General features: G+C 55.1%; 29 protein-coding genes and 1 tRNA gene. 17 read left to right on the top strand and 13 right to left on the bottom strand.

Annotated features, from left to right (window positions below; genetic code table 11):
* The first annotated feature begins 37 nt into the window (after positions 1-37).
* On the top strand, positions 38-763 hold the full coding sequence (locus DXY30_RS06365) for a sigma-70 family RNA polymerase sigma factor (RefSeq protein ID WP_170951167.1): 726 nt from the start codon (positions 38-40) through the stop codon (positions 761-763).
* Here DXY30_RS06365 and DXY30_RS06360 read toward each other — a convergent pair whose 3' ends face one another.
* Positions 764-1,483 carry a TIGR00297 family protein gene (locus tag DXY30_RS06360; RefSeq protein ID WP_115093837.1) on the bottom strand — a complete coding sequence of 240 codons (720 nt, stop codon included), beginning with the start codon at positions 1,481-1,483 and terminating at the stop codon, positions 764-766.
* 86 nt (positions 1,484-1,569) lie between these two features.
* Here DXY30_RS06360 and DXY30_RS06355 point away from each other — a divergent pair, with 86 nt between their 5' ends.
* A complete protein-coding gene (locus tag DXY30_RS06355) occupies positions 1,570-2,028 on the top strand; it encodes a hypothetical protein (RefSeq protein ID WP_115093836.1) in 459 nt (152 codons plus the stop codon).
* On the opposite strand, the gene DXY30_RS06350 is transcribed toward DXY30_RS06355, so the two are convergent.
* Together DXY30_RS06350 and DXY30_RS06345 are read right to left on the bottom strand one after the other, a co-directional pair.
* Entirely contained in the window at positions 2,018-2,749 is a 732-nt protein-coding gene (locus DXY30_RS06350; protein WP_115093835.1) for a 16S rRNA (uracil(1498)-N(3))-methyltransferase, read from the bottom strand. The genes DXY30_RS06355 and DXY30_RS06350 overlap by 11 nt on opposite strands.
* Positions 2,742-3,191, bottom strand: a complete 450-nt coding sequence (locus DXY30_RS06345; protein ID WP_115023212.1) for a DUF3531 family protein — start codon at positions 3,189-3,191, stop codon at positions 2,742-2,744. The genes DXY30_RS06350 and DXY30_RS06345 overlap by 8 nt, the downstream gene beginning before the upstream one ends.
* Before the next feature lie 41 nt (positions 3,192-3,232).
* On the opposite strand from DXY30_RS06345, the gene DXY30_RS06340 reads away from it, so the two are divergent.
* Together DXY30_RS06340 and hslO are read left to right on the top strand one after the other, a co-directional pair.
* The gene (locus DXY30_RS06340; protein ID WP_115093834.1) at positions 3,233-3,871 is read left to right on the top strand and encodes an ABC transporter ATP-binding protein; all 639 of its coding nucleotides are present in this window, start codon (positions 3,233-3,235) and stop codon (positions 3,869-3,871) included.
* Between the two features lie 14 nt (positions 3,872-3,885).
* Entirely contained in the window at positions 3,886-4,803 is a 918-nt protein-coding gene (hslO, locus tag DXY30_RS06335; RefSeq protein WP_115093833.1) for an Hsp33 family molecular chaperone HslO, read from the top strand.
* A 3-nt stretch (positions 4,804-4,806) separates the two neighbouring features.
* On the opposite strand, the gene DXY30_RS06330 is transcribed toward hslO, so the two are convergent.
* From DXY30_RS06330 to DXY30_RS06315, 4 genes are all read right to left on the bottom strand, one after another.
* On the bottom strand, positions 4,807-5,502 hold the full coding sequence (locus DXY30_RS06330; RefSeq protein WP_115094241.1) for a CPP1-like family protein: 696 nt from the start codon (positions 5,500-5,502) through the stop codon (positions 4,807-4,809).
* 41 nt (positions 5,503-5,543) lie between these two features.
* Complete coding sequence (locus DXY30_RS06325; RefSeq protein ID WP_115093832.1) at positions 5,544-5,765, bottom strand: hypothetical protein; 222 nt, start codon at positions 5,763-5,765, stop codon at positions 5,544-5,546.
* Between the two features lie 84 nt (positions 5,766-5,849).
* Positions 5,850-7,496, bottom strand: a complete 1,647-nt coding sequence (locus tag DXY30_RS06320; protein WP_115093831.1) for a peptide chain release factor 3 — start codon at positions 7,494-7,496, stop codon at positions 5,850-5,852.
* 6 nt (positions 7,497-7,502) lie between these two features.
* Positions 7,503-8,183, bottom strand: a complete 681-nt coding sequence (locus tag DXY30_RS06315) for a trans-aconitate 2-methyltransferase (RefSeq protein ID WP_115093830.1) — start codon at positions 8,181-8,183, stop codon at positions 7,503-7,505.
* A 118-nt stretch (positions 8,184-8,301) separates the two neighbouring features.
* Here DXY30_RS06315 and nrdJ point away from each other — a divergent pair, with 118 nt between their 5' ends.
* Positions 8,302-10,632, top strand: coding sequence for a ribonucleoside-triphosphate reductase, adenosylcobalamin-dependent (gene nrdJ / locus DXY30_RS06310; RefSeq protein ID WP_115093829.1), 2,331 nt, complete (start codon positions 8,302-8,304; stop codon positions 10,630-10,632).
* Between the two features lie 287 nt (positions 10,633-10,919).
* A complete protein-coding gene (locus tag DXY30_RS06305; protein ID WP_115093828.1) occupies positions 10,920-12,074 on the top strand; it encodes a hypothetical protein in 1,155 nt (384 codons plus the stop codon).
* A 2-nt stretch (positions 12,075-12,076) separates the two neighbouring features.
* On the opposite strand, the gene DXY30_RS06300 is transcribed toward DXY30_RS06305, so the two are convergent.
* Positions 12,077-12,520 (bottom strand): hypothetical protein, encoded by a 444-nt coding sequence (locus tag DXY30_RS06300; protein ID WP_115093827.1) that lies wholly within the window; start codon positions 12,518-12,520, stop codon positions 12,077-12,079.
* A 324-nt stretch (positions 12,521-12,844) separates the two neighbouring features.
* Here DXY30_RS06300 and DXY30_RS06295 point away from each other — a divergent pair, with 324 nt between their 5' ends.
* The 4 genes from DXY30_RS06295 to DXY30_RS13585 all read left to right on the top strand — a co-directional run bounded on the left by DXY30_RS06295 (position 12,845) and on the right by DXY30_RS13585 (position 16,221).
* Entirely contained in the window at positions 12,845-13,123 is a 279-nt protein-coding gene (locus tag DXY30_RS06295) for a hypothetical protein (RefSeq protein ID WP_137006807.1), read from the top strand.
* Complete coding sequence (locus tag DXY30_RS06290) at positions 13,120-13,365, top strand: hypothetical protein (RefSeq protein WP_115093825.1); 246 nt, start codon at positions 13,120-13,122, stop codon at positions 13,363-13,365. Before DXY30_RS06295 ends, DXY30_RS06290 begins: the two co-directional genes overlap by 4 nt.
* Before the next feature lie 697 nt (positions 13,366-14,062).
* A complete protein-coding gene (locus DXY30_RS06280; protein ID WP_170951166.1) occupies positions 14,063-15,730 on the top strand; it encodes an AAA family ATPase in 1,668 nt (555 codons plus the stop codon).
* Between the two features lie 5 nt (positions 15,731-15,735).
* Entirely contained in the window at positions 15,736-16,221 is a 486-nt protein-coding gene (locus DXY30_RS13585; protein ID WP_206749522.1) for a hypothetical protein, read from the top strand.
* A gap of 457 nt (positions 16,222-16,678) precedes the next feature.
* Here DXY30_RS13585 and DXY30_RS06270 read toward each other — a convergent pair whose 3' ends face one another.
* Positions 16,679-17,239, bottom strand: a complete 561-nt coding sequence (locus tag DXY30_RS06270) for a site-specific integrase (RefSeq protein WP_115093821.1) — start codon at positions 17,237-17,239, stop codon at positions 16,679-16,681.
* An 806-nt stretch (positions 17,240-18,045) separates the two neighbouring features.
* On the opposite strand from DXY30_RS06270, the gene DXY30_RS06265 reads away from it, so the two are divergent.
* Together DXY30_RS06265 and DXY30_RS06260 are read left to right on the top strand one after the other, a co-directional pair.
* Positions 18,046-18,318 (top strand): hypothetical protein, encoded by a 273-nt coding sequence (locus DXY30_RS06265; protein WP_206749521.1) that lies wholly within the window; start codon positions 18,046-18,048, stop codon positions 18,316-18,318.
* A complete protein-coding gene (locus DXY30_RS06260) occupies positions 18,318-18,767 on the top strand; it encodes a hypothetical protein (RefSeq protein WP_115093819.1) in 450 nt (149 codons plus the stop codon). Before DXY30_RS06265 ends, DXY30_RS06260 begins: the two co-directional genes overlap by 1 nt.
* Before the next feature lie 412 nt (positions 18,768-19,179).
* Here DXY30_RS06260 and DXY30_RS06255 read toward each other — a convergent pair whose 3' ends face one another.
* On the bottom strand, positions 19,180-19,428 hold the full coding sequence (locus tag DXY30_RS06255) for a DUF3104 domain-containing protein (protein WP_115093818.1): 249 nt from the start codon (positions 19,426-19,428) through the stop codon (positions 19,180-19,182).
* Between the two features lie 557 nt (positions 19,429-19,985).
* Between DXY30_RS06255 and DXY30_RS06245 the strand changes: the two genes are divergently transcribed.
* From DXY30_RS06245 to DXY30_RS06235, 3 genes are all read left to right on the top strand, one after another.
* A tRNA-Ser gene (locus DXY30_RS06245) sits at positions 19,986-20,072 on the top strand.
* Positions 20,073-20,280: 208 nt separating this feature from the next.
* Complete coding sequence (locus tag DXY30_RS06240; RefSeq protein ID WP_115093816.1) at positions 20,281-20,583, top strand: DUF3104 domain-containing protein; 303 nt, start codon at positions 20,281-20,283, stop codon at positions 20,581-20,583.
* 138 nt (positions 20,584-20,721) lie between these two features.
* Positions 20,722-20,961, top strand: a complete 240-nt coding sequence (locus tag DXY30_RS06235; protein WP_244281299.1) for a hypothetical protein — start codon at positions 20,722-20,724, stop codon at positions 20,959-20,961.
* A gap of 773 nt (positions 20,962-21,734) precedes the next feature.
* Here the strand turns inward: DXY30_RS06235 and DXY30_RS06230 are convergent.
* Positions 21,735-22,121: a hypothetical protein gene (locus DXY30_RS06230; RefSeq protein WP_115093815.1), complete on the bottom strand. Its 387-nt coding sequence runs from the start codon at positions 22,119-22,121 to the stop codon at positions 21,735-21,737.
* Between the two features lie 852 nt (positions 22,122-22,973).
* On the opposite strand from DXY30_RS06230, the gene DXY30_RS06225 reads away from it, so the two are divergent.
* The gene (locus DXY30_RS06225; protein ID WP_115023229.1) at positions 22,974-23,210 is read left to right on the top strand and encodes a hypothetical protein; all 237 of its coding nucleotides are present in this window, start codon (positions 22,974-22,976) and stop codon (positions 23,208-23,210) included.
* 17 nt (positions 23,211-23,227) lie between these two features.
* A complete protein-coding gene (locus tag DXY30_RS06220; RefSeq protein WP_244281298.1) occupies positions 23,228-23,629 on the top strand; it encodes a hypothetical protein in 402 nt (133 codons plus the stop codon).
* Here DXY30_RS06220 and DXY30_RS06215 read toward each other — a convergent pair.
* Both DXY30_RS06215 and DXY30_RS06210 read right to left on the bottom strand, forming a co-directional pair.
* A complete protein-coding gene (locus DXY30_RS06215) occupies positions 23,613-24,080 on the bottom strand; it encodes an HIT family protein (protein ID WP_244281297.1) in 468 nt (155 codons plus the stop codon). The genes DXY30_RS06220 and DXY30_RS06215 overlap by 17 nt on opposite strands.
* Positions 24,081-24,091: 11 nt before the next feature.
* The gene (locus tag DXY30_RS06210) at positions 24,092-24,379 is read right to left on the bottom strand and encodes a hypothetical protein (protein ID WP_115093813.1); all 288 of its coding nucleotides are present in this window, start codon (positions 24,377-24,379) and stop codon (positions 24,092-24,094) included.
* Positions 24,380-24,395: the final 16 nt, after the last annotated feature.

The raw sequence follows: 24,395 nt of genomic DNA, 5'->3' as shown, positions 1-24,395 counted from the left end.
CGAAGCATTGAACCGTTGGATCAGTTGCACTGATCCCTTGATTTCTCAACGTCATCTGCGGCAGGAATCCCGCCGCGTGTTGCCCCCCTGCATTGCGCGGCGCAATCAACAGGTGCTTGAACACCTCGGTCTGGCCCACTGCGCGACCCGTCGCCAACAGCAACGCGAGCCTGAAGAATTTGACGACCTCATTCAGGAGTCGCGGTTTGGGTTGATTCGAGGTCTTGATCTGTTTGATCCAGATCGGGGAATCCGACCCAGCAGCTATCTCCTTTCTCGAGCCACAGGTCAGATCCTTCATTACCGCCGCGATCGTTCTCGAACAATCCGAATTCCATGGCGACTACGGGATCTGTATGCAACAGGAATGAAGATTCAACGCGATCGCGAACAGAAACAGGAACCTGCCCTCAGTGATCAGGCTCTTGCCGCAGAACTGTCTGTGAGCCCTGAACGCTGGGCCGCTGCAGTGAACAGCCAACGGGCATGCCACATCGTTGAACTAACACTCAGCCCCATCGAACCAGCGAGCCCCATCGAAGAGGATGAGCAACTGAGCTGGTTGAAAAGCGTTCTGCACCAAGTGGACGGCATGCCAGGCAAGGTTTTGCAGGCTCACCTGATCGATGGCCAGAGCATCAAGGATCTGGCTCAGGCGTTCAATTGCAGCCGTTCGACCTTGCGTCAGGAGCTCAAAGAGGGACTGGCTCTCCTGCGGGAATGGGCGCGACGAGATGGTCTGATGCAGATCAAGACCAGCTGATCAAAGCGCCATCAGCAGCATCGCCAGGAGAGCGGCCAGCAGGGTCTGGAGAGCATTGACCAGCTCATTGCTCAACCAGGCCACGCGATCCTGCACCAGGGCGCCAAGCAGGCTTTCGGCAAGGGTGGCCAGCAGACCAACCACCATCACCAGCCCAGCCAAGGGCCAAGATTGAAGCAACTGAAGCGCCAGCATCACGAGGGTCATCACAATGCTGCCGACGGCACTCGCCAGCGTTCCCTCGAGGCTGATGGCCCCCTCCGTTCCCGGCGGAACCGGGCGCAGGTTACTGATCAAAACCGTTGTGCGACCGAAGCGTTTGCCGATCTCGCTGCCAAAGGTATCGGCGAGCTTGGCGGCGAAACTTGCGGCAAAACCAACCATCAGCAGCGCGCGGGGCTCGACACCGGCACCGATGAGCAACGCCAGCAACGCTCCAACCGCTGCCGAACCCCAGACATTTTCTGGGCCCCGCTGACCACCGCGGGCTTCGGCGAGGCCGCGGCTCTGCTTGTTCTGAAAACCGATCTTGGTGACCAGAGTTCCCAGGCTGAGATAGGCCACAACGGCAAGCCAGCCCGACCAACCAAGACAACCCCAAAGGATCGTGCCTAGCGCTGCCGCGTGAACCCAGCCACTACGGGTGAGCAAGGGTGTTCGCTGCGCCAAAGCAATCAAGACCGTGTTCACCGCCAGGGCCTGAATCCAGAGTCCAGACATCACACCGTGTTGCAGTGCCCTAAGCATCTCCTGCCTTCGGGCTTTGCAGAGGGAGAATCGGTTTCGTTCGTTCTCTGGTCGACCGGATGGTGTTCAACAGAAACAAGGGCTTTTTCCTCACCCTGGATGACGCCGCCGCTCCGGCCACTCTTGAGGTGCCTCAGAAAGAGGCTTCCCAGGAGAAGCAAGCAACAGCTGAGCCCTCGGTAGCCACCACCACACTGGAGGCTCCCAAGCCCACAGGCACTGCTCCTGCTCCTGCGGCTGCTCCCAAGGCCGCCCCTGCTCCCAAGGCTTCTCCTGTTGCCAAGGCTGTTGCTGAACCCAAGGGTGAAGACCGTCCGCAGTCCTCATCTGGGATGACCACTGCGGAAGCCATCGCAGCGGAACTCGCCGCAGCGGACGCATCACGTCCTGCCGTTACTTACACAACCTTCGCTCCCAGAAACCTCGCCCCAGGTGGCGGATTACGCCAGCGCAGCCGTCGTCCCGGAGCCGCTCTGAAATCCTTCCGAGGAATTACCAAGGATCTGTTCAAGAGCTGATCAGGCAATCGCGCCACCGCACCAGTTCCACCGCGCCGGCCACCGCTGCGGTGGAACTGCGCAGGATGGTTGATCCCATGTGCACCGGCTGAACCCCTGCTTCGGCAAAGAGGCTCTGCTCCGATGAAGCCCATCCCCCTTCGGGACCGATCACCAACCACGTGAGTTGAAGGGGGTCGCTCTTTTGGTTCAACCATTGATTCAACGCCAGAGGTTCTATCTCACGGGTCACACCCACCAGAAGCTGGCCTTGGTCATCACCCATCCATTGGGATAACTCCTCCACAGCAAGCAGCTGCGGCATCCATAACCGCTCGCACTGCTCCACCGCTTCACGAATGATCGTGGCCCAGCGCTCCGGTCGATGTTCGGCCTGGGGAACACAACGCTCGCACCGAAGGGGCTGAATCCGATCAATGCCGAGCTCACAGGCCATTCGGATCACCTCATCCATCCCCCGCCGCATCAAGGCCACGGCCAGGCCCAGCTGCGGTTGCACCAGGGGCTCGATCTGTTGCGGTGCCGTATCGAGCGCCAGCAACTGCGGTTCCACCAGGGTTGCGACCGTGAGGCGACCGCAACCATCGATGACATCCACCCGGTCGCCACGGCGCAAACGCAACACTCTGCGGAGGTAGTGCTGCTCCTCGGTGTTGAGCAGGACCGATCCAGCATCCGCTAGGCGATCAGGCGTCAGGAGCAGCCTGCGGCGTTCAGCCACCAGCGGGGAAAACGCTGTCGGGATGCTCTTCCACGGGCCAATTTTCGTTGATCCCGCCAACGACAAGCTCCTCGAGCTGCACCACGTCGGAATCCAACTGGCGTAGCGCATTGATCAGCACGTCAATCGCGACACCATCCGAGGTCCCGAGATCCACCCAGCAACGTCCCCATTCCTGCTGGTACTCCAGCTGCCCCATGTTGTGCATCAGGGCCGGCATCGCCGACTCAGCAGCAGCATCGTCATAGGTCATCCAACTCAGATCTGCCCCTGCGTCATGGACCTGAAGGTTCTCGGCATTGAAGCCACCGAGACGTCCGATGACATACCAACTATCGAACACACCGTCGACATAATTCCGCTCCCCTTGACTGGGTGGTTCCGAGAATCGAATCCACAACCAGCAATTGAAGGGATCGACTTCACGAAAACGAATGTCCATGGGGCCATCGCGACAGCTACATCATCGTTCAAGCTGATCAAATGCTCGAGCTCTCAGGCATCACCTATGCACCCGCGACGGCTGGTGCTCGCATCCTGGACGGTGTCAGTTTTCAGACGCAAAAGGGACGACCGCTTCTGATCGCTGGAGCTAGTGGTTCTGGAAAGACCTCGCTGTTGGAGATCATCAGCGGACTGGCGTCGCCAACATCCGGCAGCATCCACTGGAATGGCAGTTCCATGAAACGCCGGCAGCTTCGCTGGCTTTGCGGCATCGTCTTCCAGTTTCCGGAACGCCATTTCCTCGGTCTGAGCGTCGCTCAGGAACTGCGTCTGGGGCATCGCCGACTCGGCCATGAGCAGGAAAACAACGTGCTGGCACGCGTCGGACTCAGCCAAATCGGAACCACGACGGCGCCGGAACGACTGAGCGGGGGTCAACAACGGCGGCTCGCCCTTGCCGTTCAAATGCTCCGAGGCGCTGAAGTGCTGCTGCTGGACGAACCCACCGCAGGCTTGGATTGGTCGGTCCGTCGCGACGTGCTCGATTTACTCGCCAGCCTGGCCCGTGACCAAGTGCTGATCGTGGTTACCCACGAACCTGAACTCTTCCAGGACTGGGACTGCCAGCGACTGCGGTTGCAGGGCGGTCGGCTCGAACCGATGACTACATTGCCCTGAGCTTCCGAGAGGACATGGCCGACCGGCTGGTACGCGCAACAGCCGCTGAAGGCGGTATCCGGTTGGTCGCGGTCTCAACCACAAACATCCTGCGGGAGGCAAGGGAGCGCCATGGGCTGTCGTTCCTGACCAGCGTGATGCTCGGACGGGCCATGACGGCTGGCCTGATGCTGGCCAGTTCGATGAAGGTTCGCCACGCACGGGTGAATCTTCGTTTTGGCTCAGACGGACCGATCAAAGGCTTGATGGTGGATGCCGGTCGCAATGGAACTGTTCGCGGCTACGTCGGAGAGCCTGCTCTTGAACTCGATCCCATCAAGGACAAGACAGGCCATTTCAGCTTCAACTTCAAGGAGGCTGCTGGCACCGGCTACCTCCATGTCATGCGTGACGACGGGAAGGGTGAACCCTTCAACAGCACGGTTGAGCTGGTCAGTGGTGGCATTGGCGAGGATGTTGCCTCCTATCTGCTGCACTCCGAACAGACCCCTTCGGCCGTGTTTGTGGGAGAACAGATCAACAGCCAAGGCATCCATGCCAGTGGTGGGCTCCTGGTTCAGATCCTTCCCAAAGCTGCAGAAGAGCCAGCCTTGGTTGAGCTGATTGAACAGCGTTGCCGCGAAATTTCAGGGTTCAGTCAGCGGCTTGCCGAAAGTGGCGACCTGCTTGAGGACCTTCTTCGGGATGTTTTTCCCGACCTTGATCCCAAGCCCCTCGACGACACCGAAGCAAGTCAGGAACTTCGTTTCTTCTGTCCCTGCAGCCGTGAACGCAGCAAGGCTGCTCTACTGCTGCTGGGCAGGCAGGAGCTCTCTGATATGCGTTACAAGGATGGAGGCGCCGAGCTGACCTGCCATTTCTGCAGCAACCGCTATGACGTCAGTGCTGCGGAACTGCAGGAGTTGATTGATGCGTTGCCGGAAGCCGCCTGAGGCTTAAGCCAGAAAAAGAGCAGCAGCCCACAGCAAGAGTCCAGCCGGCAGTGCTTGGATCTGAAGAGGACTAAGCGCCAGCTGTTCGAGAGCGGTGGGAGACAACGCCAGATTCAGCAATGAGCCTGCAGCCAAACCAATGCTCAACACGAGCAATGTCCATCCCAGGGATGCCAGTGGGCGACGACCACGGCGGATCTGACTGAGAAACACACCGATCGTGGCCAGAGCAAGGACAAGCTGAATGCTGGCGGCAGAGATCACCAGAAGAACAACGGCGATGATCCCGGCGATGATTCGCACTGAACGCCCCTGCCCCTCAACCAGGGCCCAGTCCGGCTTGAGGCCAGAGAGAGATTGAGAGGGATCCGGCAACCTGTTGCGGAGGTTCGCAAAGACATTGGTCATCGGAACCTGGGCAGGCAGCGAAGGCAGCGATCCTGCGGACGACTCCCGCTCTGATGCAGTTGCTGCTGCTGCACTGACTTGACCCTGCTGACGGTCACGGAGACGGGCCATCAAGACAGCGTCGTAGGCCGCTTCGATTTTTGCCCTGGCCTGATCATCTCCTGAGACTTCGGCCAGACATCGGACCTTGGCTGCTTGAACCTGCTCGAAACCAGCATCACGACTCAAGCCGAGACGGGCGAAAGGATCATCCGAGCTTGCGTCGGGACCAGATTCACCAAGGGCTGCCATCGCGTCGATCCGGTTCTTCAAGTGAGCGTATCGGGGACCGTTCAGAACAGGGGCGCACCGTGACGAAAACCTTCGCTTAGCTCTAGCCGGCTGCGGCAGCTGAGGGCATCCACGCGGTTCAACCAGGAACGACGCTTGATCAACGGCATTTGTGGAGGCAGGTGGTACCCCTCGAGCATTTCCACGGATTCGTCATCGCCACGAAAACACACGTATTCCGTGCCACCGTCAGCGTTGTTCTTCAGTAGCCAGAACGTACTCACGAGAGTTGTCGTCGCGGCACAATTCTGGCGAGCGGGACGCGCAGGTGTGGGTGAAGCGACCCACTGCGGACAACGACGCAAGCTTCAAAGATTAATCGGCTCAACTCCACTCACCACCGGAGCAACACTGCTGAGTTCAAGGTCGGGATGATCCTCCTTGAGTTGGTTGAGATTCCACTCGTTCTTGAACAGCAAAACAGGACGATTCCAGGCATCGCGGACGGCTTTGCAATTGAAAATCCGGCCCACCTTGTCGAGTTCGGTCCATCCGCCGTTGATCCAACGCGCGACCTGGAAACCCATTGGCTCCAGCCGAGTTTCCACACCGTATTCATTTTCGAGCCGATGCTGAACAACCTCGAGTTGAAGTTGTCCGACAGCGGCCAAAATCGGATCCCGCTTGCTCTCATCCGTGTCGTAGAGGATCTGCACGGCCCCCTCTTCCCGAAGCTCGTTCACCCCTTTACGGAAATTTTTGAATGCCGAAGGGTTGGGGTTCCGCAGCCAGCTAAAAATCTCCGGACTGAAACAGGGAATGCCCTCATATTCGACTTTTGACCCCACATAAAGTGTGTCTCCAATGGAAAACATGCCCGGATTGTTGAGACCGATCACGTCTCCCGGATAGGCATCCTCGACAACGGCTCGGTCTTGACCAAAGAGCTTTTGGGGTCGGGAGAGACGAATGGCCTTGCCCGTGCGGGCATGCTTCACCGTCATGTCCTTTTCGAAACGACCACTGCAGACCCGGACGAAGGCCACACGGTCGCGATGCCTGGGGTCCATATTGGCCTGGAGCTTGAACACGAAGCCGCTGAAACCCTCCCGCAGCGGATCCACCAGGCCATCGCTGCTGGATCGGGCGATGGGTCGTTGCGCCATCTCGAGAAAGGCATCGAGGAAAGGGCGAACCCCAAAGTTGGTCATGGCTGAGCCAAAGAACACCGGAGTGAGCTCACCGGCATGCACCATCTCGATATCAAGCTCGGCTCCAGCCGCATCCAGCAATTCCATCTCTTCAATGGCCAGGTCAAGGAGCTCGGCTTCCACCAACTCCCGCAGTTCTGGATCCTCCAAAGAAAGGCGTTGCTCGCTGGCCTGCTTACCTCGCTCAGCGCGAGTGAAAAGAACAACTTCACGGCTGCGACGGTCGATCACACCGCGAAATTGCTCCCCACTGCCGATAGGCCAGTTCACGGCCCAGGGTGTCAGACCTAACTCCGACTCAATCTCATCGAGCAGGGTGAGCGGTTCCCGACCCGGTCGGTCCATCTTGTTGATGAAGGTGAAAATCGGGATCTGACGCATGCGGCAGACCTCGAACAACTTCCGGGTCTGAGGCTCGAGACCTTTAGCAGCGTCCTCAAGCATCACGGCATTATCTGCCGCAGCCAGGGTGCGATAAGTGTCTTCAGAAAAATCTTGGTGACCTGGGGTATCCAGGAGATTGATGGTGGTGGCGTCGTAATCGAACTGAAGCACCGTTGAGGTGATGGAGATCCCGCGTTGTTTCTCCAGTTCCATCCAGTCGGAGGTCACCTTGCGCTGTTCACCCCGCGCTTTCACGGCACCGGCCTGCTGAATGGCACCGCCGTATAGAAGCAATTTCTCGGTGAGTGTCGTTTTTCCCGCGTCAGGGTGGGAAATGATTGCAAAGTTGCGACGGCGATCCACCGCCGAGGCCAGAACTTCGGTCAGATCGCCGTCGGTGGTCACTTGACTGCCGCTCATCGGATTTCAGGAGTCCACTAAGCCTGACACCACCAGATAACGGTCGTCCTCCGCGGCCACCGCCAACTGGTCGAGACCCACCGTGCGGAGCTCCGCGGTGACCTCCTGAGGTTCGAAGGCCGCTGCCAGAGAGGCGGCGAAGTCTTGCTGCAACACCTGTGGAGCAGACGGAAGGTGCTTCAACAACAGTTGCTGGACCTCAGCAGACGACGCCGGCCGCCGTAGATCTCGATGAAAAACTCGGCAACCAGGAGCAGCCAAACCTCGGGTGACCTTCCAAAGAAGGTCGGGTTGATGCAAGTGATGCAACAGGCTGTTGCTGACAACCAAATCAGCCTTCCCCAGAAGAGTTCCTTGCAGAACCTCCTGGAGGGTCAGACAAAGGAACGAAATTTCCAGGCTTTGCCGCTGCGCTCGTTGGCGGGCCAAGACCAGCATGGCTTCTGCACCATCAATGCCAATGATTCGTGCATGGGGAAAGAGTTCGGCAAGCCGAAGCGTGATGTTGCCCGGTCCGCAACCCAGATCAACCACCAGCGGCTCAGGCGGCAAAGGTGATGTGCGATCGATGAGCTGCTGGACCCCCTCAACAGTGGCGCTATCGCCTGAACTGAAGTCAGCGGCGGCATAGGCCTGAACCTGCGCATCACCGTTCATCAACTCAGGCTCTAGACACCGCTGCATCATTTGCTGCCGACTCAGAGGTCAGTTTGAACGGGACACTGTTGATGGTGGTGAAGACTCCTTGCCACCACCATTGGTGGCGTTAGGGTTTCGCTACTTGTCCTTTGACCCAGCACCGCACGTGACTCTCACCCCAAACCGTGTGGAGACCTCTGCGGGAGCTGTCGCCGGGTTCGGCGACTTCCCCGCAACGGCACCAGCTGCCAACCCGGTCTTCTACCGCACCTACAGTCGGAAAACCCCTGGCGGCCGTGAGAGCTGGAGTCAGGTTGGCAGCAGAAACCTGGAAGGTCTCCGTGAGCTGGGCAACCTCAATGCCGAGGAAGTTGCCCTCTTGGCACGCATGCAAGCCGAGAAGAAAGCCCTCCCCTCAGGCCGTTGGCTGTGGATCGGTGGAACCCGGTGGATCGAACAGCCCGAGAACTTCTCCGGCTCATACAACTGCACCTCCACCAACCTCATCGACTGGAAAGCATTCAGTCTGATGATGGATCTGGCGATGATGGGCTGCGGTACGGGCGCCATCATTGAGCCGCGCCTGATCGATCGGCTTCCTGCGGTGCGCAACACCCTTGAAGTCCTCAGCGTCAGCGACATCGGCATTACACCAGCAGCCGAGCGTCAGGACGCCTGCACCCACAGCATTGATGGCAACAAGGTGACCATCAAGGTGGGCGACACTCGCCGCGGCTGGGTGGACAGCTATCAGCTGATGCTGGAGCTCAGCAGCGATGAACGCTTCAACGGCGATCCGATTCAGATCGTTGTTGATCTCAGCGATGTGCGCCCCGTCGGGGAAACCCTGAAAGGTTTCGGCGGCATGGCTAATCCTGTGAAGTTGAAGGATCTCTACGGTCGTGTGGCCCGACTGCTCAATAAGGCCAAGGGACGCCGCCTGACTTCTGTGGAGTGCTGTCTACTCATCGACGAAGCCGCTGTCACGATCGTTGCCGGCAACATTCGTCGCAGTGCTGGCATGCGTCAGTTCGCTGCCGATGACTTGGCCGCTGCTTCCTCCAAGGACAACCTCTGGCAGCAAGACGAGGACGGCAACTGGCGGATCGATCCCGAGCGTGATGCGCTCCGAATGGCCAATCACACCCGTGTTTATCACACCCGACCCACAAAAGAGGTGGTGCACGCGGCGGTGACCAAGCAGTTCCAATCGGGGGAAGGCGCCATCCAGTTCGCCCCCGAAGCCATTGCACGTTCCAATGCCGATCTGCTCAGCACCGCTGAACTGCGTAGTGAGTTCATCGAGATTTACTGCGACCAAGGTCGCGAAGAGGCCGGTCGTTGGCTGACCGACAACCATGGCCCCATCGGAACCCAGGAGCTGGAGCACCGCCTCAGCCGTTATGGGCTGAACCCCTGTGGCGAAATCCTCGGTGCTGACTTCCACTGCAACCTCGCCGAGGTGCATCTCAACCAGATCGACCCCACCGATGAGGAAGGGCAGGCCGACGCCTTCCGCGCTGGAGCTCTGTCGGTGGCCTGTCTGCTCAACCATCGTTTCGAAGTTGAGCGTTATCGCCAGAGCCGTGAGTGGGACCCGATCGTGGGTGTCAGCTTCACGGGTCTGTTCGACTTTTTTGTGCATGCCTTCGGATCTGAATGGCTGCGCTGGTGGGAAGCCGGACGCCCTGAGACCGAGGAAGGCCTTCGCTTCAAGGAGCAGGAAGCCGCATACCTGAGCCGCTGGAAAGAGATCGTTAATCAAACGGTGTGGGACTATTGCGACCGCCAGGGCCTACGGCGACCCAACCGTTGCACCACCGTTCAGCCTGCAGGCACGAAGAGCCTGCTCACCGGAGCAGCCCCTGGCTGGCATCCCCCCAAAGCTCAGCGCTTCATCCGTCGGATCACCTTCCGTAAGAACGATCCTGTGGCCATGGCTTGCATGGACTACGGCTACACCGTTGTGCCGTCACAGTCCGACAAGGACGAGGATGGTCGTCTGCTGAACGATCCCTTTGATCCCCGCTGCACCGAATGGTTGGTGGAGATCCCCACCGAGGTGAGCTGGGCGAATCTGCCTGGAGCTGATGTCGTGGACATTAATGGCTTTAGTGCCATGGCTCAATTCGATTTCTACATGCAGGTGCAGCGGCATTACACCGCTCACAACACCTCAGCCACGATCGAATTCAGGGAGCACGAAATTGAACCCTTGGCCGACGCTCTGCACCAGGCGATGGAGAATGGAGAGGGTTACATCTCTGCGGCACTCCTGGCCCGATTCGATGCCAATGCCACCTTCCCCCGCTTGCCTTTTGAGCCAATAGATTTGGCTACATATGAGGAGCTGCAATCCGCTGTAGTGAAGCGTCGCGTCAGCAGTGATTTCTTCGAGGCGCTACAGCGTTACGACCAGGGTGAGCTAACCGAAGCCGGCCCCGCAGGCTGTGACTCCGACAAATGTCTTCTTCCCCTGGCCAAGCCTGAGAGCTGACACCTCATCACGTCCCGATAGAGTTGTTAGGTGTCTTTCGAGGCACCTGACACCCTCTGGAGAGGTGGTCGAGTGGTTTATGGCTCTGGTCTTGAAAACCACTGACGGCTAAAGCTCCAAGAATTTGACCAAAAGATTTGAGCCCCGTGAGCGCGGGGCTTTTTTATTGCGCTGGAACGGATCTGGGCGTTTTCTCTGGGTCGTTAGAACCTAGATCTAGCTCGTCTACCAGTTGCCATGGGGTCTTCACCCGGTAGCTTCTAGGCAACGTTTTAGGCAACGCCTCGTTGGAGGACATCACTGACCTGCTGCAAGACGCAAACGCTGAGTTGAAGCGTGGCAGGGTTGGCGTGTCGATCCAACAGATGAGAAACCGACTGTTCTTGAGATCAGTCCTGCCATCGAAGGTTGATGGCAAAGGTGCAACTCAACAACGTGTACCTACGGGTGAGTTAGCAACTAAGTCAGGTCTGAAAAGATCAGTCAATCTTGCTCACAAACTTGCGACCGAGAAGAAGCTCGAATCATTTGACTGGAGCAACTGGCTTAAGTCAGCACCCTCCGAGCAATCGAGAGCAGAGGTTCAGACCGAAAGCCAGACCGTTGAGGCATGGGTCCAACGCTTCAAGGTCGATTGGTGGGATGACAAGACGCTCGACACAACAGCTCAGAAGTCCCAGGCCAAGCGCTCTTGGTACGCCTACGAAGTTCAGTTCAACCGGATTCCAAACCAGAAAGACCTTCTGACAGTTGATCTCCTGGTGGAAGTGGCGAAGACCACCGCTCCAGGAAGCAAGCCACGGCATGAGTTCTGCCAGAAAGCCAAGGCGTTAGCGAAATTCGCTGACCTGCCAGGCATCAAGAAGCTGGAGAAGGTCCACACTAAATACGTTGCCAAGGTTCCAAAGCTCCCAACTGATGAAGAGCTGTTCGCCTTCGCTGAGAAGCATCGGCATGACGGGCGTTTCGGTTGGTGCTTCGCTGCTTTGGTCGTTTACGGATGCCGGGTCAGCGAGGTGTATTCGCTGGTTCCAACTGGTGATGGTGGAACGGCATCAGTGCTGACGTTGAAGCAGAAAGGGTTTGACCCCAAACCAAGAACGGCAATCGCACTGCCGTTTGATTTGGTGGAGCGGCTGGATCTGTTGAACGTGCAGAAACCGTTTGAGATTGCTGATGGCGAGGACTACGACAGCGACGCTGCCAAGAGCCAAACCGACATGTTCAACAAATGGCTCCAGAAGCGATGGAACGGAAGCACCAAGCTCTCAAACAAGAATGTTCGACATAGCTGGTGCATCCGCTCGATCTTTGATCCGAAGTTCAGTGATGGACTAGCTGCAAGAGCAGCAGGTCATGCCTTAGCTCTCCATACCTCCACTTACGCGGGCGCGATTGAGAAGAGGGATATGGAGGAACAAGCCAAGCTGCTGCGGAGATGAGGTCAAAAGACACCATGCTCATCCAAGGCCATCCACATGACCGAGCGCCTGCCATGTCGGTACTCCCACCCCCTATCACCTCTGATCGAATCAACAATCTCAGCAGCAGCCTCTAGCCAAGTAACAAGGGAAAGATGATCAAATTCAGGCGCAAGGCCTGTTAAAAATTCGAGATCATCAAAGACTTCCTTAGGGATTGATTCGACTACTTTTTGGAGACCCAAGCCGGTGACAACTTCTTCTTCGGTTTTCATTACCCATTCGTAGTCCCAAAGGATGCCTTTCTCATGATCGCAAAGCCGAACGACTTGCTGATCAAGCCAAGCAATTTTGCGTCGAGATAGGCCTCCCTCACTAGCAAATTCTCGGACAAGCGATTCGATGGTCCAATCGTCCTGACACTCGGATGTACCGGCACCTGGAACGTTCTTCGGTTGTGCAGACATGTGGGAACAACTCCAGATTGGGAGTGACTGGTTTGCTTAGTTCTTCATCGCCGAAGCGGAAACCAGACCCACGCCGAAGCGGGATTTCGTCCAGTGCTGAAAAAGTAGCACCGGGGTCAACCCCTTGGCGAATAGGTGAACACCAGATATGTTTTTTGCAGGTCGTCTTCGCAGCACGATCTCCAGCGGTAGTGCCGTCTGGATCACGTTTGAACAGTCCGTGACTGTGAGTGAGGCAGGGTCCGTGGCCCGGTAGATGCGTCAGAAATCGAGAGCAGTCCGTGGCTGTTTGGCGCTCTGGAGCTTTCTCCTGCTTCCAAATGAATGAACCCCGAGTCGCTTATCGCGGCGCTTACTGCCGAAGTGCGGCAGATGCGTCACGACATCAATCTGCTGATTGAGAAATCACCAGAGTCGGTCAGTCCATGGATTCCTCCACGTGAGCTGGCACGTCTACTTGGTGTCAGCAGCCAAACGATTACCGCCTATCGAAATGATGGACGGTTTCGTTCCAGCAGCACCCGTGCCATCAAACGAGGGCAAAGGACTGACTGGGAATACCACCGCCAAGACGCCATTGCTGATGTCAGGGGGTTGGTATGACCTACCGCGACTATCGAATCGGTTTTTCTGGAACGGACCTCATTAGTCCAACTCAGTTCGAGTATTACCCCGAGCTGAAGTACCGGATGCCTCAGGCTCTGGATCATGCGTTGTATCGCCTCGAAGAAGTTCAAGGCGAAATCAACGACATGGAGCTGAGTGAGGAAGTAAGGCGTATCGCTCGAAAGCGGCGTCACATCCTCAATGGCTGGATCAGCTATTACCGGGAGCAACTCCAATGAGATTGCTTCCGACATCACAAGCAGCCAAGGAATTACACCTGCACCGCAACACGCTCCACCGATACAGACGTGAGGGTCTGTTGAAGGCTGGAACGCATTGGTGTCGGCAAGGTCCCTGGCGTAATGCAGGGTTCTTGTACGACGTGGATGCGTGTCTTGAGCTGTTTCGGGCGTGGGCGATTGACCCTCCGCTACGTCTTCAGCTCCTTAATTGCACAAGGCTGCACAAAGCCGAACAGGATTTGCAAGGCGATGTAGTGCACACGAATGGTTTCTCATACGTTGTGAACGATGAGTAGACATTCCGAATTGGATTACTACCAGCGGGAGAAATTAGGAGCCCCACTTGCAGATCAGATCACCTTTCGAGTGCAGAAACGGCTTGCCGTTTTTATTCGAACGGTTGCTCTTACTGAAGGTAGAGATCCTGCTCAGCTGATTCGTCGAATTCTGCATGAGGCGTGCCAAGAGATTGGCTACGACCCAGACGGTTTCTGACATGAAAAAGGCCCCTGAAGGGAAAGGGGCCTCCATCTGATCCAGACACATCATGACATCTGTTTACGAGGTACGTCCTCCAAAAATCGACATTTCCCGATGGGTGCTCAGAGCTGAAATGCTCTTGCTTGACCATTGGGGAGACATCGACGCGTTTAAGCCACCAGTTCACGCAGGTGGATTCTCTTTGGCCGACATGATGGCTGAAGAGTTTGTGCCACCTACAGATGAACCTGCGGGTGAGGCTTGGTACGAAGCTCAAGCTCTGACCCAAGACTGGTGGCTCATTGACCAAGATTCGAGTGAATGGAAGCAACGGGACTGGGAGTGTCTAGACCTTTGGATTGCACTTCAAGCCCACTACGACAACGACAACTCTCAGTACAACGAACGCTGTATTGAGAATGGTCGCGAGAAGTTCCAGCACTCAGACCCTCAAGTCATTGAAGACATCGAGGAGTTCAAGGCTCGGCTCATCTTGCGGCGGGGAAAATTCCCAACTGTCATCAGGCTCGAAGTCGATGGTGTCTCGTATGAAGACGCCACCAAATACGAGAACCGTTTCAACGCTCCAAAGATCAAGCGCTACCACCTCACGCCAGTTCAAACGCTTATCCACTACAGACAAGCGAAAGGGCGGCTAGATCCAGCATTTGCAGCGCAGGATGAGCTTGAGCATGAGAGCCAGAGCAACCTCAAGAAGCTCTCTATGGCGTGGGATTCCATCAAGTTGATGGCTAGCCCTACGCAACGCCGTTTAGCCCACCAGAAGCTCAGAAAGGATCTGGGCATCGCTGACAAGGAGTACAAGTCTTTGATGCACACCCTGCTGGTTGAGCAGAGCGACGAAAACGTTCAGCTCGACAGCGTTGATGCCGTCAAACGAGCAGCAGCAGCTTCTGAAGAACGAGCAGTGGTTGATCGTTTCTTGATGGCTGGAGCGGTGTCAATCATTGCCGCTGAAGGCGGTTGTGGAAAGACAGCACTCCTCTGGGCCATCTCAGAAGCAATCTCCAATGGCTCGCCTCTGTTTGGGCAGCTTCCAACGATCAAAGGCCACGTCGTGGTCATTGAGGCAGATGAAAGCTGGCGTAATTCAGCCGAGAAATGGTCTCGGATGGACTACTCACCCAATAAAGACAACGTCTACACCCAGTGGGCCTGGGACCCTTCAAAGCTCTTAGAGCTTGAGCAGACGATCCAGAAGCACAACTCCGTTGCAGTCCTAATGGACAGCTTTGGAACGTTGTTCAGCGGTGGAGGTGAGTCAATGAATGACTCTGAGATTGGTCTGTACATCTATACCCTCAACCAAATGGCTGCCCGTACTGGAACGGCCATCTTGGTGACGCACCACCTCAAGAAGGGTGCAAGCAGGGACAACAGTGGAAATCCCAGACCAATCACTCTCCCTGATCTGTTTGGCTCGTCTTACATCGTCAACGGTGCCAGTGACATTTGGGCGCTGTGGCGTACTGCTGACGATGAGCACAGCTTCCAGCTTCGGTATCTGAAAGACAGATCGATGCTGGTGGAACGGAACTTCGATTTTCAACTCACCGGCAGTGATGAGTCACTGCGTTTCGACCTCACTGGTGGAAGCCTGCATGAACTTGAAACTCGAAAGACCGTTAAAGCAAAGCTGCTGAGCATCCTTCGGCACTCCCCCCACCAGTGGTTCACGGTTGAACGACTTGGGGTTGAGTTGAAGGAAGCAAACAAGTTCAGCCTCAGCTACTCAGCCAGAGCCGTAAGGCGTGAGTTGACTGAGCTTTACGCAGAAGCTGCTGTTACTGGGGTGGCACGTCGTCGAGTTAATGACGGCAAACCAGGTCGCCCCAAATTTGAGTACGCCTTCGTTAGGTGAGTGGGGTGTTTGAACCGTTCCAAAAAGCACCTCTGATGTCTGAGACACGTTCCAGCGCAACAGATCAAGAGATGTCCCAAACCACTCTGAATAAAGGACAACGTCAAATGGACAGTGTCCTTAAATCATGGGGGTTTAGGACTTCTCGAGATCCGTTCCAGCAGAACAGCACTCAGGGATTAGAAGCTAATAAAGGACAAAAATCCACACCCTTACGAGAGGTGGTTTGCTCTGGAGCGTCTCTTGAAAAAGAACCCCCCAGGGTTTGCCCTTTGGAACGTGATGACAGTTCCCGTGCGCGGACGGGAAAAACGGTGAGAGCAGCTCGCGCCCTTTTGGGACGTAAAACGCTCAAACCACATGCAGCGCAATGGATCTACACCCGCGCCCTTGGTGACAGTGGTGTCACCAAAGCCACTAAGTGCAGACCATTGGCTACCCGGTTTTTCGACGTTCTGACGGCCCCGGTTTTTCAGGAGAAAAAACCATGAGCTTGGAAAGTGAGTTGGCGGCCCTTAATAGGCGTCTGAAAGACCTCAAGCGAAGGCAAGAGGCCATTCACATGCGTGTATTCACTCGAAACCACGACGAGCCATACCCCGCTGATGCAAGGGATGGCGACTTAGTGGTGACGATTGAACCGCCATTGGATTGGAACGAAGAACAGGTTTAAGGCTCTCGGGAAGCAAAAACTTCGCTGATAGGTCTTAAAGGTCGGTTTGCATCTCTGAAACGTTTTTCAGCAATCGCACGCCTCCGTTTATTGGTTGCGAGTTCAGCTTCGATCGCTAAATGTTGCAGATGAGCACTTAATCGCTTTTGAGTACTGGCGGATACATTCGACATGGATAAACGGCTAGTTGATCGGAAGCTAAAAATCCGATTCAAATGAACGCGTGAAAGCGTTACCCAACTACACCTATTCATGTAGTTAGGTAACGGCCCCATTCATGCACCAGCCATAACGGCATCGTTCTTCGCCTGATCGCTGACTTCGAGGTACCTACTCAAAACACCCAGATCGGAATGACCTGAGATTGCTTGGAGCGCCCTTAATGGAACTCCATTTGCACTCGAAGCAGTCAGAAAACTCCTTCTGAATGAGTGCGTCGAAATTCCACCGAAGCCAAGTTCATTGGCTGCTTTCCGTAAGGCGTGATCGAAACCACGTCTTGTCAGATGTTCACCAGGGTTACGACCAGGGAAGACCCATTGATCTGGATCGTTCTCTGGATTCACCACTTGCTTCCAAGCTGCTAACTCGGCTGCAAGTTGTGGATGGATTGGAACGGTTCTTGTCTTCTTTCCACCTTTTGTTGTTGGAGCGGTCAACAGCACATAGCCATCAGCGACATACCTCCACTTGAGCTGCAAACCTTCTGACACCCGAGCAGCAGTGCGTCGAAGCAACGTGGCTAAGACGCGATGGTTCTCAGGTAAAGCCTCCAGAAGCAGATCAAGCTCAGCAGTCGAGAGAACACGTGCTCGACCGAAGCGATCTTTCTTCATAGATCTATTTAGTTACCGAGGTTCAGAGGCAAGTCAGAGACTGGCTTGTCCTCTTCCTAAACGTAGAGGACTAGTTACCTACTTCGCACCCGGTAGACACACAGACTATCTGATGCAAAATCGCAATCATGATGACTGATACTGTCTTAAAGAATAACTATCTGAAACTGATAACGTATTGCTGCTATTTATCTCATCTTGACAAATTAGAGGGGGTAGGGTTGCAGTTTTTGCTTCGCTAATCGTCGCGCGGGGAACTTACTGAGACAACAATACAAACCCAGAGAGTAATCGTCAACATGCAATCTCTAGTTAATTCGAATGCACTGCAATTAGATGGGTGCCATGGAGCAATAAAGACAGGTAGAATTTAGTTGCGGTCATTTCTTCCACTCGCATGAGTTCCGATTGGAATCTCACTCCAGTTGAGTGGTCAATGATGAGCAGGGCGAACAAATGTGCAAAGCAGTTGTATCCCTACTCATCTCAATCTTCTGAAGCTTGGGCTGTTCGTGCCTTCCGCAAATGGTGAACAGAGGGGTAACACCCGAAGTTCTACGCGACAAACAGAGCCCAGGAATTCTGAACCTCATAAACCAGAGGCCACCTAAGCCATGAGCAACATCGAAGCCTTCGTCAGCACGTACCAGAGCCTTTTCCCTGGAACGCCTACTCCTGCCATGCCATCCAAGCCAGAAGACTTGGGCTTGTCGGTTCAACTAGCGATCAGGGAGAACAACCCTCGCTTGTGGTAAGCGATGTTTGGTGGTCATGGAGCGCCACTACCTGCTGATGTCGCCATGCGTATGGCGAATGGTGAGATCTATCCAGAGGATGCTTCTGCCTTGCGTGCAAGCAACTATGACGACTGGGCAGCTGTTGCTGATCAACACCGTGAATCAATCCTGGAACGTGCCAGGCAAGCAACTCGCGAACGAGAGAAGGCAATCCACCAAGAACAGGTGAAGCGACAACAGCAATGGGCTGAGATGTCTCTTTTGGAGCGGATGTCTGCCAATCCCGTTTCAGAGGTTGCAGCAGCTCAAGCGCGTGAGCAGTGGGGAATCACTGGTCGCTGATGACTCAAGCGTTTGTACAGATGCCAGAAGGTCGTAGAGGCAGACCATTCCGCGAGGAACAGGATCTGCCACCACAAATCCAACAAGCGCTTGTTCTGCGTGCTGCTGGAGCGTCTTGGATTGATTGCGCTGCTGGTGCAGGTATCGACGTTCGTAACTTGCGGAAGTGGAGGAAGCATCCACAGGCAGAGCCATTTCTGAACGAACAGATCAGCGGCAACCTCCAGCAAGCTCAGACGCTTTTTGCCGAAGCAGCGCCAAAGCTGGCTGAACGACTCATCAAGTTGGGACTGGATGAGCGTGTGAAGGGTTACACCGCTGTGAGCGCCATCTCAGAGGCGTTCAAGATCCTGCAAACCGGTGTTGTGGATCAGCATCAGCGAGAGCAGATCGAAGCGATCAAAGCGCAGCTCACTGCACTCGAAGACGGTCAAACGATCGACGTATGAGACGTCTCGTCAGTAGCCAGCGATACCTGCAGAACAGAGCTTCACGGAAGATTTTCCGGAAACTAAAACCTGTCCAAAAAGTCGCTGCAAACCGTGTCGCTTGCCTCCATATTTGGTATCCAGGCGGCGATCACGTATCACGTGTCACTGTCTAGGCAGCACCGGGAGAGCGACCTGGTGGCTGGCAGTTAAGACCCCCATGGCACGAGCGATTGTCATGGGGAGCTTTCTGCGTTTCTCAGAACTCTGAAGAGAGTTAGTGCATTTGCACCAAGTCCTTGTATCGCGGCGAGCTTGATCAAGCGCGAACCGCATCGCTCGGGGAGAACGCTGTTCTCCTCGCGGTTCCGTCGCCCCACATCATTGCTTCGGTAAGGCTGTTGGAAGTCAGCCCAGCCGATAGAAGGGGCTGTCAGACCCTCGGACAGATGTGAGTCACAAGGTCTGCGTTGATCCAGTTGATAACGCCTGTATCGACGTCAGCCACTTGAAACAGCGTTGGAACTTTTGGGTTTCTGGCACCGCCATCGACCCAGATCACATCAGCCATCCGCCAAGCACCTTCCGTGTCAGTGACGATCACGGTCATTCCTGCTTTGACGTGCAGAAACACTGGATCTGACTTGGGCGCTGCAACAGCGCTTGCATGGTCAACCGACATACCCCTCGTACCAGTACAGCTGTATTAGTACAGGAGTAGATCAGGCGTCCAGGGACAGATCCTTAAAGACGCGTCACGTCAACCGTTAAGCGATCCAAGGTTTTGTAACGACCTGAACTTTTTGTCTCGGTTGAGCCAAACAGGACTCAATTTGCTGCCTATTGCTTAGGACAGCAGAGATGCACGCCATGAAAGCGACCAAGCTCACTACCGCTCCACAGGGCTTCGAGTACTACAGGGTTTGCGACCAAGAAGGTGTCTGCCGTGTAGTCAGAGGCATGTGGGCAGCCAAGGAACTCATAGAGGTCAGGCCTGAGCTGACCGCTACAAGGACAAAGCTCTACCCGGCGGAATGGGTTTAAGCCATTTAGGCAACGTTTTAGGCAACGCTGCGTTTAGGCAACGTTTGCAGCCAAGTTGTCGAGGTACTGGAACGAGCTGTTTTTAAGCTTGTTCTCTTGGCACGCTAGTCCAGGAGACCCGTTGGCAGCACTAGGTTTCCACCACGTTGACGATTGGGTAGACTAATCAGGTCGATCCAAGGGATTGACCCGCCTGGAGAGGTGGTCGAGTGGTTTATGGCTCTGGTCTTGAAAACCAGCGTGTCTTCACGGGCACCGTGGGTTCGAATCCCACCCTCTCCGCTTCAACTACAAAGCACCCAGCGAGTGCTGGAGAGCCTTTAGCGGACATCCGCAACATTCCATTAATCGCCAGAACGGACGACTTCTGCTCAGCATCCATGCTCACCGGGACGACCTCACGGATCTAAGGAATTTGGACACTTAGCCGCTATTGCCACCAGGCAGCTCCTTGGCTATCAGTACATACGTATTGCAAGCGAGCTAAGAGATGTGCATTGATCACAGCGTCCTCACCGTCAAAGCTGACGCCCCGTTCCTTTATGTCCGCCCTGGGCACTTCGTGATCGTTGGTGGTGACCGTGACCACATCGAACAGGGTGATTGGTGGATGGGGCAGGTCATTTTCTGCGAGGGAAGTGCTCGTCACCCCAAGATCCCGTCCCTGTTCCAAGTGGCTGATGTCGATTCAGGAGCGATCAAGTGGATCAATGCCGACGAGGTGACGGATGTGATTTGGTCAATGGATGGATGGCCTACCAGCACCCCCATTTACGAAAAGCACAAGGGATGAGGTCACGAGAAACGCAGCTTCTCCGAACAGCTGGAGGCTGATTAAAAAGAGGGAGACAGTGCCGAACATCCACTCACTGGTTGTCGGATCACTGATTGGCATCACCAGCAATTCAGGAGATCCTGCAGACTCCTGCTGATGCATGGGTTTGTTGTGCTGGGTGAATCGCGTCTCAGTGCAGCGGAATGGCGTTTTGCCCTGACGTCATTTGCGGCCAAGGTGGCGGTCTTCTGGTTGCTTGAGCTGGCGTTCTGTGAATGGGATCCGGAAAGGCGAGTTTGCGATCTGGTGGAGAAAGGCTTCGTCCCATGCCTGATCACGTATGCGGTGATGGATTTTCTGGTGATTCCGTCACTTAGGCGACGCTGGCACCGTTGATGGAAGTGCTGCCCAGCCCAGCCCAGCGCTATCTGCACTCCGTTCAACATTCGATCAGGGCGTCAAAAACGCACTCACTACCGTCACGGAAGAGATTGCACTGACGGCTGCGACAACCATCGAAGCTCCAGGAGCCGAATGTGTCGAAATTACTGTTGAAGTGTCAAAGAAATGTTTGTGGTCGACGGTGATGCACCACCGGAGCGATTCGACCACGTGCATACCTTGATAGGCATGGAGACAATATGGAGTTCAGCACCAAATCTCTTAACAAAGAACGGACTTGACCCCAGTCGAAACAAGGGTCAAATCTCAGCTCTCGTCGGACATCGCTCTGCCCGGCTTCCAAGCCCCTAAAGCAGCTTTGGCACGACCACTATGCGCCGAAAAGTGCGGAATTTCGTTGAAGACAGCGGCAATTTTTCGACATTCACAAATTCCGTTCGAGTCTCGGAATGATTCCCTACTAGACGACCTAGGCTTCCTCGACTAAATAGACCGGATAGATGCATTGCAGACTGAATCCTTCAGCTGGCGAGGCTTCGCACAAGTGACAACGCAAGACGAAAGCTTCTGCGGAACTAAATCTCAGGCCATACAACTTGCAGGCTTTGAAACTTGGCGCAACGTATGTTTGTCGAAATGATCGAACGGAACCGGTTCTTTTAATCGGCTAGGAGTGGGCTTGAGCATGGGGAGTGAAGCCAACGATTGCGAATTCCGGCGATACCAGACATCTGTCATGGCTGGAAACTTGAGTTGACTTGGCCAGCTCAGGACGGAGGGTCAATGCTGCTTCCATCGAAGTCGAAGATGTAAGCCGACTCCTCAGTCACCAGTTGGCGGATTTCCTGACGGGGAATGTAAAGCAACTCTGTCTCGCCGGCCTGGCAGGCTTCTGCATGGCTGCAGTAGTAACAAGCATAACCAGCACAGGGTTTCTCGACCCTGGGGTCTTGATCGACGCAATGCTCTTCCATCAAGGAGCGCACGAGACGACAACAGAAATGCTGCTTCTGGATTTCCATCAACGTGAAATCCCTCAGCACATCCTGCATGCTGCGGTTCACCGAGGCGCAATACGCTTTCAGCAAAGTGTGCTCTGATTCGGCCATTTTGACGTTGACCACCTTGCCAGCCTGAATTGCAGCCGCACCCATAGCGTCTCCAAGACTATCAATACACTATAACGACACCACAAGGGTGTTGAATTTACTTTAAAAAACACATCCAACTAACCACAATCAGAGGTCGCTCATCAGACACAAAATAACTGAGACAGTTGGGTTCGAATCAAACGATCGACAACAGAATCTGCCTGACACGAGCCTAATCCGAGGAAGCAAAAAACTCGTATCAAACATGCAATAGGAGAGGCGACAGCTTAAAGAATACAACCATCAACATTGCCTAGTCACTGCACTTTAAGTCAAGGCAGTGAGTCAGACAGGCGAACGACAGTTTTACCTCTGTTGCCTGAACTTCTTTATGACAGTTAAGCTTAAAATCATTCATGGCGCAAGCTTGAACTCTGGATAAGCTCTTCAACCATTGACGACTAATTTCAATCCAAGCAGAAATAACTGCATTGATGAACACAACGATCGCGAACCTCCAGTGAAGCAATGATCTCACAAGGCCATTACCGAGAAGTTGCAGCCAATCATCCGACACTTCTGTGACACAGTCTTTTCGCAACAACTAGAACGGGTGACAATCATCAATATTGGAAATAGTCACAAATGCTGAATAATTTGTTGGTACCGGACTTTTTTGACATCCCATCCCAGCAAGGGCTCATCTTTTTGATGCTCTGATAATCCCCAGAGGTGCACAGGGGTAGGCCTGGCCCCGCCCAACGACACAACACCTCAGAGGTGCTCTTGGCCGTAAAAGCAGACCAAAGCACAGGACCTCTGTCGAGCAGCCCTGAAGTAACCCCATAGACTCTCAGCAGTTGCTTCTAAGTAACTTGTGAGCTACTCTTGAGTCGCTTCGGCAGCACACGGGTCATGATCAAAACCTCCACCCGCGAAACCCAGGTCAAACTCACGGTCTCGGTTCCACCGAGCCTTCATGTGCTGCTACGCAGCTGGGCCCTTTGCGAAGGCCGAGAGCTCACCAGTGTTGTGCTTCAGTGCGTTGAGCATTCAGTGCGCCAACTCAAGAGCAATGGCTCTATTCCCAGCGCAGCCATCCGTGCTTACGAGGGTGCCTGTGATGAACGCTTGGCTGTGGGAGGTCTTTGATCGTGCAGATCGAACGGATGGAACAAGCTCTCCAGGCGCCGGTCATGGAAGCAGTGATTGCTTTAAGCGAACGGGTGCAAACTCTTCAGGACAATCCCGAGGGGCGTATCTACACCGCGTATCGCGCCATTGATCAAACTCTCACCCTGGGGTATTGCGACAACATCGAAGCGATTAATCAACAGTTCCGCAATCGCGATTTTGTCGTCCTCGCTAGTCGTCGGGGAACCCGTCGTGAGCAGCGGTTGCTTCTGCTTACCCTCAAAGAAATCGGAATCACTGGCAGCTATAGCGAGAACTGCTTTAAAGCCTCACCCCACACATTGAGTCATCTCAAACACCTCGGCTGGCCTCTTGGCCGCTTGAAGCAGAGCATCAACAACAGCAAAACGCGCAAACGGTTCAACTCTGAGCGGTGATTAAGGAACGACTGCGTTCAACTAACGAGGCCACAGCAGCTGGATCTGATGCAGCTCGATCACCTGAATCCATGGCTCGATAAAGGTCTGCAACGGCCCAGGCCTTGGAGGCCGGTTCATCGAGGTGTCGAGGGATGAGATGCAGATGAAGGTGTTGGGCACCTTCACCGAAGGCGATCGCATACACGCGCTCGCACCCGGTGATCTGCTTCACAAGGTGACTGGCATCTCTTACTGCGCGTCCCCAGTCTGAGGCCTCCGCCTCAGAGAAATCCACAGGTCCGGAACAGTGGCGTAGTGAATCAAGCAAGAGCCAGCCGGGGAGTGGGGCTGGGTCAGGGTGATGGCGCAGCACCCAGAGCTCAGACCGCCGAATCTCATAACGCTGTCGGGCGGCAGGGTCGGCATGCAGCTGACAAATGGCACACCTTTCCACGGAGATGGTGTTCAACGGTGCACGGTTCAACGGCGCACGGCTCCACGGCCGTTGCCGATCAAGCCGAAGTCAATGATGAGTCCGATCAAAACCACCAACAGTCCACTGAAGGAGGAGACTCCTCCAAACGACGCCACAGCCCAGCAATACCCAAGAGTTGTTGTGGGAAGAAAAAACAGGCCAAGAACGGGAAGTACTGGATTGGGAACACTGGTTCCACTGAATGGCTGCAGAACGAAGCTGCTGTTGATCAACCACATCAACACCAAGACAAGGCGTGGGGCAAGCAAGCCAATCGCCGCCAGAAGACACATCGCGGTAAAGACGCTG

Origin of the sequence: Synechococcus sp. UW106, from assembly GCF_900474015.1 — a bacterium.
Taxonomy (GTDB): domain Bacteria; phylum Cyanobacteriota; class Cyanobacteriia; order PCC-6307; family Cyanobiaceae; genus Parasynechococcus.
This window is presented reverse-complemented; position numbering and strand designations above follow the sequence as displayed.

Excerpts from the sequence above, each read along its gene's own strand:
- DXY30_RS06360 (WP_115093837.1), bottom strand. The coding sequence starts at position 1,483 with ATGTCTGGACTCTGGATTCAGGCCCTGGCGGTGAACACGGTCTTGATT.
- DXY30_RS06355 (WP_115093836.1), top strand. The coding sequence starts at position 1,570 with ATGGTGTTCAACAGAAACAAGGGCTTTTTCCTCACCCTGGATGACGCC.
- DXY30_RS06345 (WP_115023212.1), bottom strand. The coding sequence starts at position 3,191 with ATGGACATTCGTTTTCGTGAAGTCGATCCCTTCAATTGCTGGTTGTGG.
- DXY30_RS06340 (WP_115093834.1), top strand. The coding sequence starts at position 3,233 with ATGCTCGAGCTCTCAGGCATCACCTATGCACCCGCGACGGCTGGTGCT.
- hslO (WP_115093833.1), top strand. The coding sequence starts at position 3,886 with ATGGCCGACCGGCTGGTACGCGCAACAGCCGCTGAAGGCGGTATCCGG.
- DXY30_RS06330 (WP_115094241.1), bottom strand. The coding sequence starts at position 5,502 with ATGGCAGCCCTTGGTGAATCTGGTCCCGACGCAAGCTCGGATGATCCT.
- DXY30_RS06320 (WP_115093831.1), bottom strand. The coding sequence starts at position 7,496 with ATGAGCGGCAGTCAAGTGACCACCGACGGCGATCTGACCGAAGTTCTG.
- DXY30_RS06315 (WP_115093830.1), bottom strand. The coding sequence starts at position 8,183 with ATGATGCAGCGGTGTCTAGAGCCTGAGTTGATGAACGGTGATGCGCAG.
- DXY30_RS06300 (WP_115093827.1), bottom strand. The coding sequence starts at position 12,520 with ATGTCTGCACAACCGAAGAACGTTCCAGGTGCCGGTACATCCGAGTGT.
- DXY30_RS06295 (WP_137006807.1), top strand. The coding sequence starts at position 12,845 with ATGAACCCCGAGTCGCTTATCGCGGCGCTTACTGCCGAAGTGCGGCAG.
- DXY30_RS06290 (WP_115093825.1), top strand. The coding sequence starts at position 13,120 with ATGACCTACCGCGACTATCGAATCGGTTTTTCTGGAACGGACCTCATT.
- DXY30_RS06280 (WP_170951166.1), top strand. The coding sequence starts at position 14,063 with ATGGCTGAAGAGTTTGTGCCACCTACAGATGAACCTGCGGGTGAGGCT.
- DXY30_RS06270 (WP_115093821.1), bottom strand. The coding sequence starts at position 17,239 with ATGAAGAAAGATCGCTTCGGTCGAGCACGTGTTCTCTCGACTGCTGAG.
- DXY30_RS06265 (WP_206749521.1), top strand. The coding sequence starts at position 18,046 with ATGGCGAATGGTGAGATCTATCCAGAGGATGCTTCTGCCTTGCGTGCA.
- DXY30_RS06260 (WP_115093819.1), top strand. The coding sequence starts at position 18,318 with ATGACTCAAGCGTTTGTACAGATGCCAGAAGGTCGTAGAGGCAGACCA.
- DXY30_RS06255 (WP_115093818.1), bottom strand. The coding sequence starts at position 19,428 with ATGTCGGTTGACCATGCAAGCGCTGTTGCAGCGCCCAAGTCAGATCCA.
- DXY30_RS06240 (WP_115093816.1), top strand. The coding sequence starts at position 20,281 with ATGTGCATTGATCACAGCGTCCTCACCGTCAAAGCTGACGCCCCGTTC.
- DXY30_RS06235 (WP_244281299.1), top strand. The coding sequence starts at position 20,722 with ATGCATGGGTTTGTTGTGCTGGGTGAATCGCGTCTCAGTGCAGCGGAA.
- DXY30_RS06230 (WP_115093815.1), bottom strand. The coding sequence starts at position 22,121 with ATGGGTGCGGCTGCAATTCAGGCTGGCAAGGTGGTCAACGTCAAAATG.
- DXY30_RS06225 (WP_115023229.1), top strand. The coding sequence starts at position 22,974 with ATGATCAAAACCTCCACCCGCGAAACCCAGGTCAAACTCACGGTCTCG.
- DXY30_RS06220 (WP_244281298.1), top strand. The coding sequence starts at position 23,228 with ATGGAACAAGCTCTCCAGGCGCCGGTCATGGAAGCAGTGATTGCTTTA.
- DXY30_RS06210 (WP_115093813.1), bottom strand. The coding sequence starts at position 24,379 with ATGTGTCTTCTGGCGGCGATTGGCTTGCTTGCCCCACGCCTTGTCTTG.